The organism is Embleya scabrispora (assembly GCF_002024165.1).
Lineage (GTDB): Bacteria > Actinomycetota > Actinomycetes > Streptomycetales > Streptomycetaceae > Embleya > Embleya scabrispora_A.
In genome coordinates, this window is record NZ_MWQN01000001.1 from 5,199,573 (window position 1) to 5,213,965 (window position 14,393).

At 73.2% G+C, this 14,393-nt stretch carries 14 protein-coding genes; 9 read left to right on the forward strand and 5 right to left on the reverse strand.

What is annotated here, in order from left to right:
* Positions 1 to 24: 24 nt before the first annotated feature.
* From B4N89_RS23070 to B4N89_RS23085, 4 genes are all read left to right on the forward strand, one after another.
* On the forward strand, positions 25 to 915 hold the full coding sequence (locus B4N89_RS23070) for an SDR family NAD(P)-dependent oxidoreductase (protein WP_414646385.1): 891 nt from the start codon (positions 25 to 27) through the stop codon (positions 913 to 915).
* A gap of 6 nt (positions 916 to 921) precedes the next feature.
* On the forward strand, positions 922 to 2,244 hold the full coding sequence (locus tag B4N89_RS23075) for an amidohydrolase family protein (RefSeq protein WP_078977727.1): 1,323 nt from the start codon (positions 922 to 924) through the stop codon (positions 2,242 to 2,244).
* 6 nt (positions 2,245 to 2,250) lie between these two features.
* On the forward strand, positions 2,251 to 3,537 hold the full coding sequence (locus B4N89_RS23080; protein WP_235618736.1) for an amidohydrolase family protein: 1,287 nt from the start codon (positions 2,251 to 2,253) through the stop codon (positions 3,535 to 3,537).
* A gap of 186 nt (positions 3,538 to 3,723) precedes the next feature.
* Positions 3,724 to 4,527 carry an SAM-dependent methyltransferase gene (locus B4N89_RS23085; RefSeq protein WP_078977728.1) on the forward strand — a complete coding sequence of 268 codons (804 nt, stop codon included), beginning with the start codon at positions 3,724 to 3,726 and terminating at the stop codon, positions 4,525 to 4,527.
* On the opposite strand, the gene B4N89_RS23090 is transcribed toward B4N89_RS23085, so the two are convergent.
* The 3 genes from B4N89_RS23090 to B4N89_RS23100 all read right to left on the reverse strand — a co-directional run bounded on the left by B4N89_RS23090 (position 4,497) and on the right by B4N89_RS23100 (position 7,645).
* A complete protein-coding gene (locus B4N89_RS23090; protein WP_078977729.1) occupies positions 4,497 to 4,934 on the reverse strand; it encodes a nuclear transport factor 2 family protein in 438 nt (145 codons plus the stop codon). The genes B4N89_RS23085 and B4N89_RS23090 overlap by 31 nt on opposite strands.
* Positions 4,935 to 4,987: 53 nt before the next feature.
* On the reverse strand, positions 4,988 to 6,265 hold the full coding sequence (locus B4N89_RS23095) for an MFS transporter (RefSeq protein WP_078977730.1): 1,278 nt from the start codon (positions 6,263 to 6,265) through the stop codon (positions 4,988 to 4,990).
* Positions 6,266 to 6,385: 120 nt separating this feature from the next.
* Positions 6,386 to 7,645, reverse strand: a complete 1,260-nt coding sequence (locus tag B4N89_RS23100) for a hypothetical protein (RefSeq protein ID WP_143658055.1) — start codon at positions 7,643 to 7,645, stop codon at positions 6,386 to 6,388.
* A 97-nt stretch (positions 7,646 to 7,742) separates the two neighbouring features.
* Here B4N89_RS23100 and B4N89_RS23105 point away from each other — a divergent pair, with 97 nt between their 5' ends.
* From B4N89_RS23105 to B4N89_RS23115, 3 genes are all read left to right on the forward strand, one after another.
* Positions 7,743 to 8,069, forward strand: a complete 327-nt coding sequence (locus tag B4N89_RS23105; RefSeq protein ID WP_078979558.1) for a DUF6412 domain-containing protein — start codon at positions 7,743 to 7,745, stop codon at positions 8,067 to 8,069.
* A gap of 111 nt (positions 8,070 to 8,180) precedes the next feature.
* Positions 8,181 to 8,864 carry a YidC/Oxa1 family membrane protein insertase gene (locus B4N89_RS23110; RefSeq protein WP_078977732.1) on the forward strand — a complete coding sequence of 228 codons (684 nt, stop codon included), beginning with the start codon at positions 8,181 to 8,183 and terminating at the stop codon, positions 8,862 to 8,864.
* 53 nt (positions 8,865 to 8,917) lie between these two features.
* The gene (locus B4N89_RS23115) at positions 8,918 to 9,934 is read left to right on the forward strand and encodes an exonuclease domain-containing protein (protein ID WP_078977733.1); all 1,017 of its coding nucleotides are present in this window, start codon (positions 8,918 to 8,920) and stop codon (positions 9,932 to 9,934) included.
* Between the two features lie 42 nt (positions 9,935 to 9,976).
* Here the strand turns inward: B4N89_RS23115 and B4N89_RS23120 are convergent, their stop codons facing one another.
* Together B4N89_RS23120 and B4N89_RS23125 are read right to left on the reverse strand one after the other, a co-directional pair.
* Complete coding sequence (locus B4N89_RS23120; protein WP_078979559.1) at positions 9,977 to 10,669, reverse strand: ABC transporter ATP-binding protein; 693 nt, start codon at positions 10,667 to 10,669, stop codon at positions 9,977 to 9,979.
* An 83-nt stretch (positions 10,670 to 10,752) separates the two neighbouring features.
* The gene (locus B4N89_RS23125; RefSeq protein WP_078977734.1) at positions 10,753 to 11,829 is read right to left on the reverse strand and encodes an ABC transporter permease; all 1,077 of its coding nucleotides are present in this window, start codon (positions 11,827 to 11,829) and stop codon (positions 10,753 to 10,755) included.
* A 110-nt stretch (positions 11,830 to 11,939) separates the two neighbouring features.
* Between B4N89_RS23125 and B4N89_RS23130 the strand changes: the two genes are divergently transcribed.
* Both B4N89_RS23130 and B4N89_RS23135 read left to right on the forward strand, forming a co-directional pair.
* Positions 11,940 to 13,748 carry an ATP-binding protein gene (locus tag B4N89_RS23130; protein ID WP_414646386.1) on the forward strand — a complete coding sequence of 603 codons (1,809 nt, stop codon included), beginning with the start codon at positions 11,940 to 11,942 and terminating at the stop codon, positions 13,746 to 13,748.
* Positions 13,745 to 14,374, forward strand: a complete 630-nt coding sequence (locus B4N89_RS23135) for a response regulator (RefSeq protein ID WP_078977735.1) — start codon at positions 13,745 to 13,747, stop codon at positions 14,372 to 14,374. The genes B4N89_RS23130 and B4N89_RS23135 overlap by 4 nt, the downstream gene beginning before the upstream one ends.
* The last annotated feature ends 19 nt before the right edge of the window (positions 14,375 to 14,393 follow it).

Sequence of the window (14,393 nt, forward strand, 5' to 3'; positions counted from 1 at the left end):
ACAGACGACAGGGGAATGGGACACATGCTGCAGGAATTCGACGGCAGAGTCGCCGTCGTCACCGGCGCCGCGAGCGGCATCGGGCTCGCGATGGCCGAACGGTTCGCCGCCGAGGGCATGAAGGTCGTGCTCGGCGACATCGAACAGGGCGCGCTGGACAAGGCCGTCGCCCGCATCACCGACGCGGGCGGGCGGGCGTTCGGACACGTGGTGGACGTGTCGGTGCGCGAATCCGTGTTCGCGCTGGCCGACGCCGCGTTCGAACACTTCGGCGCGGTGGACGTGTTGTGCAACAACGCGGGGATCGGGTCCGGCTCCGAGGGCAAGATGTGGGAGCACGACCCCAAGGACTGGGACTGGTGCTTCGCCGTCAACGTGTTCGGCGTCTTCAACGGTATCCAGGCGTTCGTCCCGAGGATGCTCGCGCAGGACACCCCCGGGCACATCGTCAACACCTCCTCCGGCGACGGCGGCATCGCCCCGCTGCCGAACGCGTCGGTGTACGCGAGCACCAAGGCCGCGGTGGTCACCATGACCGAGGCGCTGTACGCGCAACTCGGCCAGGTGCAGGCCAAGTTGGGCGCGTCCGTGTTGTTCCCGGGACCGAAGATGTTGCGTACCGGCCTGTGGGAGTCGTACCGCAATCGGCCCGAGCGCTTCGCCAAGTCGGTGCCGCGCAAGACGCCCTACAACACGCTCGACGCGTGGGAGAAGGCGATGCGCGACGCGGGGCGGGAGATCGAGTTCACCCCGGTCGAGTCGGTCGCCGCCGACGTGCTCGACGGCATCCGGGAGAACCGGTTCTGGATCCTGCCCGCTAGCGAGCACAGCGACGCGCAGATCACCGCACGGTCGCGCAGCATGCTCGACCGCAGCAACCCCTCGTACCTCGAGACCTTCGTCCTGGACAAGTGAGCGACGATGACTGAGCAGAACGAACTCACCACCCCCTACACGATCATCTCCTCGGACACCCACGCCGGGTTGCCCACCGAGCTGTATCGCGACTACCTCGCCACCAAACACCACGCGGCGTTCGACCAATTCATGTCCGAGCGCGAGGCGCAGCTCAAGGCGATCACCGATCTGGGCGTGCGCAACGAGGACTTCGCGGCGAACTGGTTCGAGACCAACGAGGAGGTGCTGCGCAGCGGTTGGGAAGTGGACCGGCGCGACCTGGAGTTGGACAAGGACGGCGTGGTCGGCGAGGTGATCTTCCCGGACGCCGACGCGGTCGAGTCGCGTACGTGTGTGCCGTTCGGCGCGGGCCTGGGCCTGTCCGGTGACCTGGATCCCGAACTGGGCCTGGCCGGCGCGCAGGCGCACAACCGCTGGCTGGCCGAGCTGTGCAAGACCAGCCCGGAGCGGCGGCGCGGGGTCGCGCTGATCCCGATCACCGCGGCGCTGGACGATGTGCTCAAGGAGATCCGCCGGATCAAGGCCGACGGCCTGGGCGCGGTGATGATCCCCGCGATGTGGATGAACCAGACGCCGTACCACGACCGCAGGTACGACCCGGTGTGGGCGCTGTGCGAGGAGCTGGAGCTTCCGGTGGTCACCCACTCGGGCCCGGCCGACCGCGAAGCGTACGGGAACCACCTGGGCATCTACGTCACCGAGGTCACCTGGTGGCCGTCGCGGCCGCTGTGGTTCCTGCTGTGGTCCGGCGTGTTCGAGCGGTTTCCGAGGCTGCGGTTCGGGGTGACCGAGGCGGGCTGCTGGTGGGTGGGCAACCTGCTGTGGTTCACCGACCGGCTGCTGCTCGGCTCGCGCGGCGCGGCCAAGCTGGCCGGGTTCGAGGAGATCAAGCTGCTCCCGAGCGAGTACTTCGACCGCAACTGCTTCATCGGCGCCTCCAACACCAAGCGCCGCGAGATCGGCATGCGCTACGAGATCGGCATCGGCAACATCTGCTGGGGTAACGATTTCCCGCATCCGGAAGGCACCTGGCCGGAGACGCTCAACATCCTGCGCAAGACGTTCTCCGACGTGCCGATCGCCGAGACGCGCGTGATGCTCGGCGAGGCGGTCGCGGACGTGTACGGCTTCGACCTGGCCGCCCTGAAGCCGCACGCCGAGCGGGTCGGGGTCACCCCCGCCACGCTCGGCCAGGTGAACGCGGACGGTTCGGCGAAGGACCTGACGACCAAGTGGGCCGCCGCCGCCGAGATCGGCCGGCACTGGCTCACCGGACACGACACGGGCGCCGCGATCAACCCGAACGCGCCGGCCCAGGAGGTCTGATCCCCGATGACCGAGCGCACCACCCCGCCCGCCGTCCCGGGCGGCCCCCCGTTCACCGACCTACCCGAGCGCTACACGGTGATCTCGGCCGACTGCCACGGCGGCGGCGAGATCCACGGTTACCGCGACTACCTGCCCGCCCGCCTGCACGCCGAGTTCGACACGTGGGTGGCCGGCTACGAGATCCCGTACCCGGACCTGAAGGGCGATCTGGGTCCGCGCAACTGGGACTCCGACCGACGGCTGCGCGACCTGGAGGCGGACGGGGTGGTCGCGGAGGTGATCTTCCCGAACACCGTGCCGCCGTTCTTCCCCAAGCCGTCGTTGACCGACCAGCCGCCCGCCGCGAACGCCGGGGACCTGGCGCTGCGTTGGGAGGGGCTCAAGGCGCACAACCGCTGGATGGTCGACTTCTGCGCGGCGGCTCCCGGACGCCGCGCGGGCATCGTCCAGATCATGCTGCACGACATCCCGGCGGCGGTGGAGGAGATCCGCTGGGCCAAGGAGGCGGGGCTCACCGGCGGCGTGCTGCTGCCCGGTACCCCGCCCGGCTCCGGCCTGGTGCCGATGTTCGACTACGCGCACTACGAGCCGCTGTGGCGGGTGTGCGAGGAGTTGGGCATGCCGCTCAACCACCACACCGGCTCGGCCGCGCCGCCGGCCGGGGAGACCGACGTGGACAAGGTGGTGTTCCTGACCGAGGTGTCCTGGTGGGCGCACCGCGCGTTCACCCACCTGGTGGTCTCCGGCGCGATGGACCGCCACCCCGATCTCCAGTTCGTGTTCACCGAGCAGGGCACCGCCTGGATCCCGGAGGAGACCCGGCGGCTGGACTACTACTGGCACCGGATGAGCACCGCGGTCGGCTCCCAGGAGTACGAGTGGGGCAGCGAGCTGGTCGGCCGGATGGCGCTCAAGCCCAGCGAGTACTGGGCCCGGCAGTGCCACGTCGGGGCCAGCTTCCAGCGTCCCGCCGAGGCCAAGCTGCGCTACCAGGTGGGCGTGGACCGGGTCATGTGGGGCAGCGACTACCCGCACAAGGAGGCCAGCCACCCGTTCAGTCGCGAGGCGCTCCAGCTCACCTACAACGGCATCGACCCGGTCGAGGTCGCGGCCATGGTCGGCGGCAACGCGGCGAAGCTGTACGGCTTCGACCTCGACGCGCTGGCCCCGATCGCGGCCCGGGTGGGCCCGAGGGTCGAGCAGGTCTGGGCACCGCTCGCGCCGGAGGACATCCCGGTCGGCGCGGACAAGTGCCCGGCGTTCGTCGGGGTGACCGGCGTCAAGCCGTAGCCGGACCCGTGGGTCGGGCGTAGCCCGATCGCCTGCGCGGTTCCCGTCGTCGGCGGGGTCGGAACCCCCGTTCCGGCCCCGCCGACACCGACACCGCGAGCGGTGTGACGCCTTGCACAGGGCTTCGCGCCGGTGGGCGGGCGATTTTTCCGGTGAATCGTGTCGGTACGGCCTAGAGTCCGAGCCATGACTCGACCGGACTGGGCTCCAGAGCACATCGACATCACGCGCGCCAGCGTCGCCCGCGTCTACGACTACGCGCTCGGCGGCGCGCACAACTTCGCGGTCGACCGCGAGGCCGCGGAGCTGGTCACCCAGGCGATGCCCGAGTTGCGCGACGTGCTGCGCGGGAACCGGGTCTTCCTCACCCGCGCCGTCCACCACCTGTTGGACCTGGGCATCCGGCAGTTCCTCGATCTGGGCTCGGGCATCCCCACCGTGGGCAACGTGCACGAGATCGCGCACAAGGCCGACCCCGACGCGCGTGTGGTGTACGTGGACAACGACCCGGTCGCGGTCGCGCACAGCCAACTGCTGCTCGCGGACAACCCGAACGCGACCGTGGTGGGCGCCGACCTGACCGATCCGGCCAAGGTGATCGACTCGCCCGAGGTGCGCAAGCTGATCGACTTCTCCCAGCCGGTCGGCGTGCTGATCGTGTCGGTGCTGCACTTCCTGCCGGACGAGGCGGATCCCGTCGGCGTGGTGCGCCAGTACATGGACGCCACCGTCCCCGGCAGCCACCTCGCCCTGTCCCACGCGCACCGCAGCGAGGAGCGCCCGGCGGGGATGGACCGCGCGCTCAGCGAGTACTCGTCCAACGTGCAGCAGATGCACGCCCGTTCGCACGACGGGATCCTGGCCATCTTCGGCGGCCTGGAACTGCTGCCGGCCCGCCTGGTCCCGGTCGACGTGTGGGGTCCCGAGGGCCGGCTCGGCGACCCGGCGGTGAAGCTGCCTCAGTTGGCGGGCGTCGCGGTCAAGGCCTGAGCGGCCGGCACCGGGTTGTAGAACTCGCGCTGCCCGACCACCAGACCGTCCCGGAAGGTCAGCACCGCGATGTAGGTGTTGGCGTAGGGCCGGTCCGTGGTCCGGGCCCGACCCGTCCCGGTGAACTCGACGATCACGGTGTCCGGGTCCACGCAGTCGTGGACCCGGGTCACCGTCAGGCTCAGCTCGAAGACGCCGAGCGCGATGGCGAGGTAGGTCTCCACCGCGGCCCGGCCCTCGATCCGCACCGGCGGCGCGGCGTAGGGGAATTCGAGCACGACGTCGGGGTGGTAGCAGGCCACCTGGGCCGCGCGGTCGCCGGCGCCGACGGCGGCGAGCAGCCGTTCGGCGACGCGGGTGTGGTGCGCGCGACGCGCCTGGGCCGGTTCGGTCGAATCCGTGGTCATGGCCGCACCCTGGCGCAGATCGGCCCACGAGGGAAGATCGCCTCCACGCGGGATCAGGCCGTGGCGGGTTCACCGTCCGCGACGGGTACCGCGTACGTCTCGGGCAGCAGGAGCAGACACGTCGCACTGACCGTCGCCGCGCCCGCCAGATAGGCCGCGACACCCCACGGTGTGCCGTCGCCGCGGGCCAGTTCCGTGGCCACCATCGGGGTCAGCGCGCCGCCGAGCACGCCGCCCAGGTTGTACGTGGTGGACGCGCCGGTGCAGCGCACCCGCGGCTCGAACAGTTCGGACAGGTACGCCCCGACCACCGAGAACATCGCCATGAACGCGACCAGCGTGCCCAGGCATCCCAGGGTCATCCACATCGGCTCACCGGTGGCCAGCAGGCCGAGCATCGGGAACGCCCACAGGCCCATCCCCGCACAGCCCACCAGGCACATCGGCTTACGCCCGTACCGATCACCCACCACGGCGAACAGCGGGGTGACCAGGGCCATCCCGGTCACCGCGATCATGATGCAGGCCAGCATCGTGGTGCGCCCGACCGTCGGCCGGTCGTCGGCGTACTGCAGGGACCACGTGGTGGTCAGGTAGAAGCCCACGTAGCCGCAGGCCAGCGCCCCCGCGGCGAGCAGAACCACGCGCCAGTGCCCGCGCAGGAGTTCGCCCACCGGACTCGGCGAGGTCTCGTTGCCGGCCACGAGCGCGCGAAACGCGGGCGTCTCCTCGACCGAGGCCCGCAGCAGCAGCCCACCGGCCGCAAGCACCCCCGCGAACAGGAACGGGATCCGCCACCCCCACGCGTGGAACTGCGCGTCGGTCAGCGACCCGGACAGGATCAACATCAGCCCGTTGGCGAGCAGGAAGCCGATCGACGGGCCGCCCTGCGGAAAGCTCGCCCACAACGCCCGTCGCCCCGGCGGCGCGTGCTCGGTGGCGAGCAACACCGCGCCGCCCCACTCGCCACCCACGCCGAAGCCCTGGCAGAACCGCAACACCACCAGCAGGATCGGCGCCGCCACCCCGATCCGCTCGTAGGTCGGCAACAGCCCGACCAGCACGGTCGCCACACCGGTCAGGACGAGCGACACCACCAGGACCGGCCGCCGCCCGCGCCGATCGCCCAGGCGCCCGAACACCACCGCGCCCAGCGGGCGCGAGACGAATCCGACCGCGTAGGTCGCGAACGCCGCGAGGGTGCCGGCGATCGGCGAGAAGCCGGGAAAGAACAGCGGCCCGAGCACCAGGGCGGCGGCGGTGCCGTAGACGAAGAAGTCGTAGAACTCGATCGCGGTACCGGCGAAGGACGCCGCCGCGATCCGGACCATGGAGACATTTCGAGTCACACCCCGCCCAACGATCGGGTGGGGGCGTGGTCACCCATGCGGCGGTCACCCATGCGGCGGTCACCCGTCCGGCGCGGTCCGGCGAACTCCCGAGGGCGGGGGTCAGGTGTTCGGGCCCGCCTGCGTCGGGTGGCTGCCGGCGGTGGGGGCGGTCGGTCGCGGGGGCTTCGGGGGTGGGCCGGCGAGGATTCGGCGCCAGGTCGCGGGGGACAGGGTGTCCTGGGACTTCCGGTGGGTGATTTTGGTGAGGGTGTGTCGGGGGGCCGTCAGGGCGGTGGCGGCGGACCACAGGGCGCCGGGGATGCGGCGGGGCTCTCGGCGCAGGCTCAGGGACTCCTCCGCGGTGTCGCGGTAGGGCTCCAGGCGTAGCGCGATGCGGAGCATCTCGCGGGCGGCGCGGCGGCGGCCGGCTCGGGCGGCGGTCCATACGCCCGCGTGGGCCTGGCGGGTGCGGATGTCGGGCCGGCCCCAGGGCATCGAGGCCGGCCTCTCGCCCCGGGAGACCGCGATCAGCGCGGCCGCCAGGTCGGTGCCGCTCGCGGCGGCGTTGCCCGGCTCGGCCAGGTGGGGGCGGACGTCCAGCCAGGCCGGCCCCGACGCGGTGCGCACGGCGTCCAGGGACAGGGCGCCGTGCCAGCCGAGGTGGCCGCCGAGCATGGCCACCTGTTCGCGGATGTCGGGCGCCACCACGCTGCGCCGCACCGCCGGACCGTGCAGATGCTCGTACGCGTGCACCGCGACCAGTCGGCCGTGCTCGAACACCGCCTGTGCGGACAGGACCGGGCCCGCCGCGGGCTCCTGCACCAGCACCCCGGCGCCGTCCACGAACGCGCCGTCGCGGTCCAACTCGTCTGCCAGGCGCAGCAGTTGTTCACGCCGCTCGACCCGATGCGAGCCGAGCAGGGTCTTGATGTAGAGCGGCGGGTCGGCGACCTGGCGCAGTTCCTCGGCGGTGTGCACCACCACAGTCCCGGCCGGCTGCGGCATGCCGATCTCGGTCAGCGTGCTCGCCGCCGAGGCGCGGTCCGCGACGCGGCGCAGTGCGGCGAACGACGGTACGGCCAGGGCCACTCCGTGCGCGGTGATCCGCTCCGGGGCCCGGGCCAACACCGCGACGTGCTCGCCGGTGGGCAGCAGCACGTCGTACGGCTCCGCCCCGAGCACCGCTTCCGCCCGGGCCAGCCAGGCCCACGGATCCGTGCCGAAGGCGGGCACCTCGTGCACCCGCGCCACCGACCGGGGGCGACCCGGGATCGGCCGACCGGGCGGCGCCAACACCGCCGGCTCGTGCCCCGATCGCCCGACCGCCACCGCGATCTGACGTGACGTCACCCCGAAGCCGTCCCCTAGCAGCACGCGCACGGGGGTCATCCTGGCACACCCGCCCGCCGTCGGAGCGGGCGGAATTCGTCGGCTCGGGCCCGCGTGTGGGGGTGCCGGGCGGAATAGGATGGTGTGCATGCCTCGCCAGGGTCGGATCTCCGCGTCGACGTCGCCGGTTGCGGCGTTGCTCGTGCTGATCGGCCTCGGGCTGTTCGTGGACGGGGCGTTGCCCGTCCTGGTCGCCGTCGCGGTAACCGTCGTGCTCGCCCTGGCCGGTGCCGCCGCGGCGGGGGCACCGTCCGCCGAGTGGGCGCAGGTGCGGGGCGCGGCGCTGCGCAGACAGGCCGACCGGCTGGCCTTCCTGCCCTCGCGCGACCCCGACGGGCCGGGTCGAGCACGGCCCCGAGCGCCGGGAGCGGGCCCGGCGGCCCACGGCCGACCCGACCGCTTCGGCATCGCGTAGCACCAGCGCCGGTACCCGCATTCCGGCACGCTCGATCCCGATCCCCGGTCCGGTGACTTCGGCACGGCCGCCCGACGCATCCCGATTCCCGCGTCACGGAAGGCCCTTCCCATGTTCGGCATCCCTGTCCTCGGCGTCGCGCACGACGTCCTGCTCACCCTCGCCGACGCGCTCGCGCCGCTGCTCGGCACCGGCTCGGTGGCCGGCGCCGTGGTGGTGTTCACCGCGTGTGTCCGGCTCGCCCTCGTCCCGCTGGGCTACGCCCAGGCCCGCGCCGAGGTGGCCCGCGCCCGGCTCGCCCCGCAGGTCGAGCGGCTGCGCCGGAAGTACGCCGGGGACCCGCGGCGACTGGCCCGCGAACTCGGCGCGCTGCATCGGCGGGCCGGCACCTCGATGTTCGCCGGCGTGCTGCCGGCCCTGGCCGGACTGCCGTTCCTGTTCCTGACCTACCGACTCTTCGCCGGCGACCGCGACCTCCTGGGCCACACCCTCGCGGGCGCGCCGCTCGGCCTGCACCCGGTGGCCGGCCTCGGTGGACCGCACACGCCCGTACTGCTCGCCGTGACCGCGCTGATCGCGGGCGTGGCCTGGCTCCAGTACCGCCGGGCCGCCGCGGTGCCGAACACCCCAGCCCTGCTTCGGTGGATGCCCTTCGGCACGGTCCTGACCGCCGCGTTCGTTCCGCTCGCGGTCGGCCTGTATCTGCTCACGAGCACCGCGTGGACCACCGCCGAGCGGCCGCTGTTGCGCCGACTGGCGACGGCTCGTGCGGATCGCGTCGTACCCGGGCACTAGCGTTTCGGGCAGTGACGACGTGAATCTGATCCGCGATCGGAAAAGGGCACCCCATGGCAACGAACAAGTTCGGCGCGACCTGTGCCACGTGCACGACCTATGTCAAGGCCGGCGACGGGCTGTTGGTCCGCCGGGACGGCAAGTGGGTCACGTACTGCGCCGATTGCGGCGAGCCGAAGCCCGCCGCGCCGCCGCGCGGCAATCACGACGGCTGGCACCGGGGGCCGATGGCCGCGTTCGACGTGGAGACCTCCGGAGTCGATCCCCTCACCGATTTCATCGTCACCGCCGCCCTGGTGGACTCGACTGGTACCCGGCGGTCCTGGCTGATCGACCCGGGGGAGCGGGAGATTCCCGCCGAGGCGACCGCGATCCACGGGATCGACACCGCCCGCGCCCGGGCCGAGGGACGGCAACCCGCCCTGTGCCTGGCCGAGATCGGCGAGGCGATGGCCGAATACCTGGCCGCCGACACCCCGATCGCGATCTACAACGCGCCGTTCGACCTGACCATCCTCCAGGCCGAGCTGCACCGCCACAATCTGCCGCAACTCCCGTACACGGCACCGATCATCGACCCGCTGGTGATCGACAAGCAGCTCGACCGCTACCGCAAGGGCAAGCGCACCCTCGCGGCCACCAGCGCGTTCTACGAGGTGGTGCTCACCGACGCGCACACCGCCGACGGCGACGCGCTGGCGTGCCTGCTGCTCGCGCAGGATCTGGGCGCGCGTTTCCCGGAGTTGGCCGCCGACTCGCTGCGCACGCTGCACGAGAAGCAGGTGCAGTGGTACGCCGAGCAGGCGGCCTCGCTGCAGAGCTATTTCGACCGGCGCAACCCCGACGGCGGCGGCGCGGTCGTCGACCCGAACTGGCCGGTGATTCCCGGCGGTCCGGACGGGCCGGGCTCGCCGAGCCTGCCCGGTACCACCGGCGGATCGAGCGCGTGGCGGGCGGCGGACGCGGAACCGGACCGGTCCGGGTCGAGCGCGTGGCGGCCGGACGCCGGGTCGGGCGGGTCGGCGCCGGGATCGGGGTCGAGCGCGTGGCGGCCGGAGGTGGGGGAGTAGCCGGCGGCGCGGATGCCACGAGGGGCCGGCCGGCACCGTGCGCTACGCCGTCGCGAGCGTGCGCAGCCGGCCGTCGATCAGCTCCACCGCCCGGTCCGCGTGCGGCAGGTGGCTGCGGTCGTGGGTGACCAGGACCGTGGCGGCGCCGCTCGTGCGGGTCAGCTCGGCGAGCAACGCGACGATGGCCGCACCGCGCTCGTGGTCCAGCGCGCCGGTGGGCTCGTCGACCAGGAGCACGCTCGGCTCGTGCATCAGCGCCCGGGCGATGTTCACCCGCTGCCGCTGACCGCCGGAGAGCCGGTGCGGGCGATGCTCCGCCCGGTCCGCGAGGCCGACCCGGTCGAGCAGTTCCAGCGCCCGGGGGCGGGCCTTGCGGGCACTGCCGCCGGCCAGATGCGCCATCACCTGAAGCTGCTCGACACACGTCAACGAGGCGAGCAGGTTCGGCTGTTGGAACACGATCCCGATGGTGCTCCGGCGCAACCCGGCCCGCTCGGCCGGCCGCAGGGCGACCGCGTCCAGGCCGGCGATCGACACGCGGCCCGCGTCCGGCGTGGTCAGCGTCGCGGCGACGGCGAGCAGGCTCGACTTGCCGGACCCCGACGGGCCGACCACGGCGGTCAGGGTTCCGGGCGGCACGGCCAGTGAGACCCGGTCCAGTGCGGTCAGCCGACCGTCGCCGTCGGGATAGGTGAGCGTCACGTCGGCGAGGTCCAGGCCGGGGGACGGGTGCATGGCGGGCCTCTCGGGCGTGGAGGAGTCGGGCCGCGGGTTCGTCGCCGTGCGGTTCTTCGCCGTGTGGTTGATCGCTGCGCCTCTCATCGGGTCCCGCCGAGCGCGGTGTGCGGGTCGACCGAGGTCACCCGGCGTACGGCGAGCCCGGCGCCGACCATGCCGAGCAGGATCAACACCGCCCCCGGCAGGAGCGTGGTCGAGGCGTCCACCACGTAGGGCACTCCCGCCGGTGCGATCGCGCCGAACAGCGCGGCGACGCCGATGCCGACGGCGGTGCCCGCGAGCAGCACCAGGAACGCCTGACCGAGCGCGTCGCGCAGCAGGTAGCCGGTGGGTGCGCCGAGCGCTTTGAGCACCGCCACATCGCCCGCCCGCTGGATGGTCCAGACGGTGAAGAACGCGCCGACCACGAGCGCCGAGATGGCGAACAGGAACCCGCGCATCAGTTGCAACGAGCCGTTCTCGGCGGTGTACGACCCGATCGCCTTCCGCGCGTCGCCGATCGAGGTGCTGCGCGTGCCGATCGCCCGGTCCGCCGCCCCGATGTGCGCGCCGGCCAGGTCGAGCGCGATCACCGTCGCGTGCGGGCCGCCGCGCCGCGGTCCCGGGCGCAGCGGTTGCCAGTCGGCGAGTGTGGTCCAGGCGACGGGTGCGTGGCTGTACGAGGATCCCGACACCACGGCGGCGACGGTCAGCGCGGTGTCCGCACCCACGGTCAGCCGGTCGCCGACGCGTACGCGCAGTTCGTCGGCCAGGTCCCGGGACAACACCACCGTCCCGGGGGCCAGCCCGGCGGGGGCCAGCGGCCCGCCCGGCTCCACGCCGAACGCCGCCGCGGCGGTGGTCCGCGCGCCGACCCCGAGCCGGGTCATCGCGATGCCGAGCGGCGCGGCCGAGCGCACCCCGGGCCGCTCGGCCCAGCGCTGCCACTGCGTCTGCTCCACGGTCGAGTCGGCGAACGAGACCCCCTGTCCGGGGGCGGGCGCGGCGAACGCGAGCCGATCGGCGGGCAGCGCGTCGATCGCCGACGTATTGGCCCGCCCCAGCCCCACGGTCAGCCCGGACACCAGCCCGACCAGCGCGGTGACCAGCACCACGGTGACGATCATCAGGGCGAACCGCCCCCGGGCGAACACGAGATCCCGCAACGCTACGAACACACGCCAAGCCTGGTCGCCGGCCGCGTCCGCGTCATCGATCGGGTTGACCGCCCCCGGTCAACCTTTCGATCGATGGCGGCTCCACCCGCCCCGGTTAGCCTTGACCCGATATGTACGCCGGTACCCCGACCCCCGTCTCCGTGCCCCGCGCGCTCCGCGCCTGTATGCATGCGCTGGTCGCGCTGCTGCTCGCGGTGGCCGCGCTGCGCGCCCTCGTCGGCACCGACGCCTCCGCGCCGCGGGCCGCGCTGATTTCGGTCGCCGCCGCGATCACGGCCGCCGTGTACGCGGTGGGCAACCTGACCCCCTCGGTGGGGCCGTCGCGGCGGGCCTCGGTGTGGTGGCTGGGCGCGCTGGCGTTGTCCTGGTGCGGGTTGTACGCGCTCACGGCGGAGGGGATCTGGTTCGCCTTCCCGCTGTTCTTCCTGGTTCCGCACCTGCTGCCCGTGCGGGTCGCGCTGCCCGTGGTGGGCGGGCTCGCGGGAATCGCCGTCGGGGGCTACGCGGCTCATCGCGGCGCGGTGTCGGTGGGCATGGTGCTCGGCCCGCTGCTGGGCGCGGCGGTCGCGGTGGCCACCGTGCTCGGCTATCAGGCGTTGCATCGGGAGAGCGAGGCGCGGCGCCGCCTCGTGGAGGACGTGGTCGCGGCCCGGGCCTCGCTCGCGGCGGCGGAGCGGCACGCGGGAGTGCTGGCCGAGCGTGAGCGGCTGGCCCGGGAGATCCACGACACGCTCGCGCAGGGCTTCAGCAGCATCCAGTTGTTGCTGCGCGCGGCCGAGCGGGCGCTGCCGGCGGATCCGACGGCAGCCGACCGGCACGTACGGCTGGCGCGGGTCACCGCGACCGACAGCCTGGCGGAGGCGCGGCGGTTCGTCCGGGCGCTGGCGCCGCCGGAGTTGGACGACTCCTCGCTGCCGGCGGCGCTGGAGCGGCTGTGCGCGCGGACGGCCGCCGAAGCGGACCTGGATGTGCGCTTCCATCGCACGGGGGAGGCGGCCGGGTTGCCGACGGCCGTCGAGGTGGCGCTGCTGCGGATCGCCCAGTCGGCGCTCGGGAACACGGTGCGGCACGCGGGCGCGGCCCGGGCCGAGGTGACGCTCAGCCACATGGAGGCGTCGGTGACGCTCGACGTGGTGGACGACGGACGCGGGTTCGATCCCGCCGCGCGCCCGGTCGGGACGGATCGGAGCGGGACCGCCGGGACCGGATTCGGGCTGGCGGCGATGCGGACTCGGGCGGCCGAACTGGGCGGAGCGCTGACGGTGGAGTCCGGCCCGGGGCAGGGGACGGCGATCGCGGTGACGTTTCCGATGCGGGCGGGGGAGCGGCCGGGGGCCTCGCCGGCGCCTGCGGGGGAGGGGATCGGGGCCGTTCCGCCACCTGCGCGGGAGGCCGGGGCTTTTCCGATACCGGAGACCGGCGGGCCCGGGGCCGGCCCCGCACCCGCCCGGGAGCGGTCGGGGTCCCTGCCGGCGCCTGTGCGGGAAGGGTCCGGGGCTTTTCCGGTGCCTGTACGGGAGGCTGGGGCTTTTCCGGTGCCTGTGCGGGAAGGGTCCGGGGCCGTTCCGGCAGCTGGGCGGGAGGTCGGGGCTTTTCCGGTGCCTGTGCGGGAGGCTGGGGCTTTGCCGGTGCCGGAGACCGGGGGGCCCGGGGCCGGCCCTGCGCCCGCCCGGGAGCGGTTGGGGACCCTGCCGGCGTCTGTGCGGGAGGGGGCCGGGGCCGTTCCGGCACCTGCGCGGGAGGAGCGGTCGGGGACCCTGCCGGCGCCTGTGCGGGAGGGGTCCGGGGACCTTCGGGTGCCTGTGCGGGTGGTCGGCGCCCTTGCGGTGCCTGAGACCGAGGGGCTCGGGACCATCGCGGTGGCTGCTCGGGGGCGGTCGGGGACCTTGCCGGCGTCTGCGGACGGGGGTGCGCGGTGATTCGGTTGTTGTTGGCCGACGACCATCCCGTCGTGCGCGCCGGGCTGCGTGCCGTGTTGGCGGCCGAGCCGGACTTCGAGGTGGTGGGCGAGGCGGACACGGCGGAGCGCGCGGTCGAGTTGGCGGGCTCCCTCGCACCCGACGTGGTGCTGATGGACCTGCGCTTCGGCCCGGGCGCCATGCACGGGAACGCGGCCACGGCGGCCATCGCGGCGCTGCCCCGCGCGCCGCACGTCCTGGTGCTGACCACCTACGACACCGACGCGGACATCCTGGCCGCGGTCGAATCGGGCGCGCTGGGCTACCTGCTCAAGGACGCCCCGCCGGAGGAGTTGGCGGCGGCGGTACGGACGGCCGCCGCCGGCGAGTCGGCGCTCGCGCCCCGGATCGCGGGCCGACTGCTCAGCCGACTGCGCCACCCGCAACCGGTGTTGAGCCCGCGGGAGATCGAGGTGCTGGGACTGGTCGCCGAGGGGTTGTCGAACCTGGCGATCAGCAAGGCGTTGTTCCTGAGCCAGGCAACGGTCAAATCGCATCTGGTGCACATCTACGCGAAGTTGGCGGTCGATTCCCGAACGGCGGCCGTGGCGGCGGGTGTTCGGCGGGGACTGGTGAAGCGCGGGTGAAGCCCGCCCCGGACGCGCC

Excerpts from the sequence above, each read along its gene's own strand:
- B4N89_RS23070 (WP_414646385.1), top strand. The coding sequence starts at position 25 with ATGCTGCAGGAATTCGACGGCAGAGTCGCCGTCGTCACCGGCGCCGCG.
- B4N89_RS23075 (WP_078977727.1), top strand. The coding sequence starts at position 922 with ATGACTGAGCAGAACGAACTCACCACCCCCTACACGATCATCTCCTCG.
- B4N89_RS23080 (WP_235618736.1), top strand. The coding sequence starts at position 2,251 with ATGACCGAGCGCACCACCCCGCCCGCCGTCCCGGGCGGCCCCCCGTTC.
- B4N89_RS23085 (WP_078977728.1), top strand. The coding sequence starts at position 3,724 with ATGACTCGACCGGACTGGGCTCCAGAGCACATCGACATCACGCGCGCC.
- B4N89_RS23090 (WP_078977729.1), bottom strand. The coding sequence starts at position 4,934 with ATGACCACGGATTCGACCGAACCGGCCCAGGCGCGTCGCGCGCACCAC.
- B4N89_RS23095 (WP_078977730.1), bottom strand. The coding sequence starts at position 6,265 with ATGGTCCGGATCGCGGCGGCGTCCTTCGCCGGTACCGCGATCGAGTTC.
- B4N89_RS23105 (WP_078979558.1), top strand. The coding sequence starts at position 7,743 with ATGCCTCGCCAGGGTCGGATCTCCGCGTCGACGTCGCCGGTTGCGGCG.
- B4N89_RS23110 (WP_078977732.1), top strand. The coding sequence starts at position 8,181 with ATGTTCGGCATCCCTGTCCTCGGCGTCGCGCACGACGTCCTGCTCACC.
- B4N89_RS23115 (WP_078977733.1), top strand. The coding sequence starts at position 8,918 with ATGGCAACGAACAAGTTCGGCGCGACCTGTGCCACGTGCACGACCTAT.
- B4N89_RS23120 (WP_078979559.1), bottom strand. The coding sequence starts at position 10,669 with ATGCACCCGTCCCCCGGCCTGGACCTCGCCGACGTGACGCTCACCTAT.
- B4N89_RS23130 (WP_414646386.1), top strand. The coding sequence starts at position 11,940 with ATGTACGCCGGTACCCCGACCCCCGTCTCCGTGCCCCGCGCGCTCCGC.